At 43.2% G+C, this 3,189-nt stretch carries 4 protein-coding genes; 1 reads left to right on the top strand and 3 read right to left on the bottom strand.

Annotated features, from left to right (window positions below):
• Positions 1 to 189 precede the first annotated feature (189 nt).
• On the top strand, positions 190 to 681 hold the full coding sequence (rimI, locus tag L0G63_RS13575; protein WP_301451129.1) for a ribosomal protein S18-alanine N-acetyltransferase: 492 nt from the start codon (positions 190 to 192) through the stop codon (positions 679 to 681).
• Between the two features lie 79 nt (positions 682 to 760).
• On the opposite strand, the gene L0G63_RS13570 is transcribed toward rimI, so the two are convergent.
• The 3 genes from L0G63_RS13570 to trxB are packed head-to-tail and all read right to left on the bottom strand — an operon-like array spanning position 761 to position 3,064.
• Entirely contained in the window at positions 761 to 1,195 is a 435-nt protein-coding gene (locus tag L0G63_RS13570; RefSeq protein ID WP_301451128.1) for a MerR family transcriptional regulator, read from the bottom strand.
• A 33-nt stretch (positions 1,196 to 1,228) separates the two neighbouring features.
• Positions 1,229 to 2,041, bottom strand: coding sequence for a leucyl/phenylalanyl-tRNA--protein transferase (gene aat, locus L0G63_RS13565; RefSeq protein ID WP_301451127.1), 813 nt, complete (start codon positions 2,039 to 2,041; stop codon positions 1,229 to 1,231).
• Positions 2,042 to 3,064: a thioredoxin-disulfide reductase gene (trxB, locus tag L0G63_RS13560; RefSeq protein ID WP_301451126.1), complete on the bottom strand. Its 1,023-nt coding sequence runs from the start codon at positions 3,062 to 3,064 to the stop codon at positions 2,042 to 2,044.
• Positions 3,065 to 3,189 lie beyond the last annotated feature (125 nt).

Genomic DNA, 3,189 nt, shown 5'->3' with positions numbered 1-3,189 from the left:
AGTAAGGTGTTGCTTATTTTTTTCAATGTTTTCTCAATTCTATACAGCCCCTAAAAGAAATACCTAAGATAGTGTTAAATATGAGGCGCGAAAGCGGGTATTTATGACATAAATAATGTCATTTCTGAGTAATTATAAAAATGACGATAAGATAGCATTTATTGCATAAGAAAAATAAAGGGAGAAGCGGTGTTTATTATAAAGAAATTAGCAATCAATACATCAGAGCGGCAACAAGCGCTTCAAGCCGTTGCAAATATCGAAGCGCTCGTACAGCCGCACGACGCATGGACTGAGCAGACGTTGGCTGAGATGCTCGCGCAAGATAGTATGCATATGCTCATAGTTTATAAACAAGAAGATAAAGCCGATAATAATAAAGTCATTGGCTACTGCCTCTATCAAGTGATTTTTGAGCAAGCAGAGATTTTGCGTATTGGCACGCATCCTGATTATCAACGACAAGGCATTGCTTCACAAATTATTGATAAGTTGCATGAAGTATTGCAGAGTAATCAGGTGGAAAATTTGTTGTTAGAAGTACGAGCAGACAATCATGCTGCGATAGCGTTATATGAAAAGCAAGCATTTGCAGTCATTCATAGACGCAAAGGCTATTATAAGTCACCGAATCAGTCCGTAGTTGATGCACTCATTATGCAACATGTCTATTGTAAGTGAAGAGAGTAAATTCTCATTAGGAGTTATAGGCGTAGTTTCTTTAAAGATAAATTATTTATCTCAACCAACGTTATCGTGTTTAACTTGATGGTATTTTCTTTTTACAGATATTAGTGTCTAATTGATAATTGCTGTCTGCTTTCATCCGTGCAAGAACATCTATACGCTCGCTCAATAACTCTACCATCATGTTGATATTGGCTTGCTGTTTTTTAACCTGTTCTAGCTTTTGCTGAGTCAGCATGAGCTGTAGATCAATATCCAATTGGCCATCGTAATAATCATTTAAACTGTTTTTGATCTCAGTGAGGGTAAAGCCAATCGCTTGAGCACTTTTGATCAACTCGATACGCTCGACACACTCATGATGAAACTCAGTATATAAGCGTGACCCTGCCTGACGCTTACGTGACTTAAGCAGCCCTAGCTGTTCGTAATGCCGCACTGTGTCTTTGGTCGTATTGGCCTGTGCTGCCAACGCGCCAATCAATAAAAATGAATCATCAAGCGCCATAAGACTCTCTTAATTGTTTAGCTTTTATAGATTTCATGATGGATGCTGCCAAGGCTCTGTTGTATCGAGAAGAGATACGGCTAAGGGTTTGTGAGAGGAAGGATGCCAATTGACAGAGCGACTGCTTATTAAATGAGTCAGCTGGGTGAGAAACTCGGCACGCGCCAATATAGTGGCACCCAAACTCATAAGATGATCATTTGGTAACTGGCAGTCGACGAGCGCGATCTGACTTTGCTCACATAATCGCATCAGCCCCCAAAACGCCAGTTTGGATGCGTTAGAGGCACGATGAAACATTGATTCACCAAAATAGATGCCGTTGATCTTTAACCCGTATAATCCGCCAATCAGCTGACCTGCCTCGTCCCACACCTCAATGCTATGGGCAAATCCTTGCGCATGCAGTTTGGTATAAGCCTCGATCATCTCTTCATGAATCCAAGTATGCTCACCCTCGGGCAAGTCATTATTAAGACCATCGCTACGCGGCAGACTACAGGCATGTATGACGTCATGAAATGCTTGATTGAGCGTCAATTGCCAACGAGTGCGACTTGCTTGCTTGCGCAGTGACTTACTCGGTTGATAATCAGATGGGACGATCACACAACGCGGCTCAGGACACCACCAAGCGATAGGCTCATCTTCATTGAACCAAGGAAAAAGCCCCTGTGCATAAGCAGATATCAATGTATCTGGTGCAAGATCGCCGCCCATCGCGACAATACCGATGCCATCAGGATCGATAGAGATAGGATCAGGAAAGTCATAACGCCCAAGACTTTGTAAAGTCTCAGGCGTGATGTATTGACTATTATCGTCATGCTGCGCAAAGTTATTCATTTAGTCTTCTTGATCAGCAGTCAAGGTTGATGCATATGTGTGGTCTTTCGCTGTTGCTTCACCGATGGCATCTAAGTACTTCTCAGCATCCAGCGCTGCCATACAGCCAGTACCAGCAGAGGTGATCGCCTGACGATAGACATGATCAGCCACGTCACCTGCGGCAAACACCCCTTCGATACTGGTCTGCGTGGCATTACCATTCAAGCCACTATTGACGACCAGATAGCCATCTTTCATATCCAACTGACCTTTGAATAGGTCGGTATTAGGCTTATGACCAATGGCGACGAACATACCCATTGCATCCAGTTGTTTGGTGCTACCGTCGGCTGTTGATTCAATGATAACGCCATTGACGCCCATGTCATCACCGACGACTTCTTTGACTTGATGGTTCCACTCAATTTTGACATTACCGTTTTTGGCTTTTTCAAACAGCTTGTCTTGTAAGATTTTTTCAGAGCGCAGGCTATCACGGCGATGTACTAAAGTGACTTCAGAAGCGATGTTAGAGAGATATAAAGCTTCTTCAACGGCTGTATTACCACCGCCAATCACGGCGACTTTTTGATCTTTATAAAAGAAACCATCACAAGTGGCACAAGCAGATACACCAAGCCCTTTAAATTTGGTTTCTGACTCTAGACCTAAATACTGGGCAGAGGCACCTGTTGAGATAATCAGGGCATCACACGTATAGGTGCCATTGTTACCTGATAGCTCAAAAGGTCGTACATTCAAGTTAACGTCATTGATATGGTCATAAACCAGCTCGGTACCGAAACGCTCAGCATGAGCTTTCATACGCTCCATCAGGGCAGGACCTGTCAAATCATGCGCATCGCCTGGCCAGTTATCAACCTCAGTAGTGGTCGTCAATTGACCACCTACTTCCATACCCGTTACCATAACAGGTTTGAGGTTGGCGCGTGCTGCATAGACGGCAGCGGAGTAACCAGCAGGGCCTGAGCCTAAAATAATGAGCTTTTCGTGACGTGGAGCAGTAGTGTCAGTTGCCATGAGTTGTTCCTTTCTAAATATACGATGAAAAATATGAGTAATAAATATAATAAAAAAACGTCAAGTGTTGTTAGGGTGTGTATAGAATTCAAATCAGGGGCAACCAGATAAAGACACAAGCGAGC

Origin of the sequence: Psychrobacter sp., assembly GCF_030454045.1 — a bacterium.
Classification (GTDB): Bacteria; Pseudomonadota; Gammaproteobacteria; order Pseudomonadales; family Moraxellaceae; genus Psychrobacter.
Note: the sequence above shows the minus strand (reverse complement) of the source record. Positions and strands in the feature narration are given on the sequence as shown.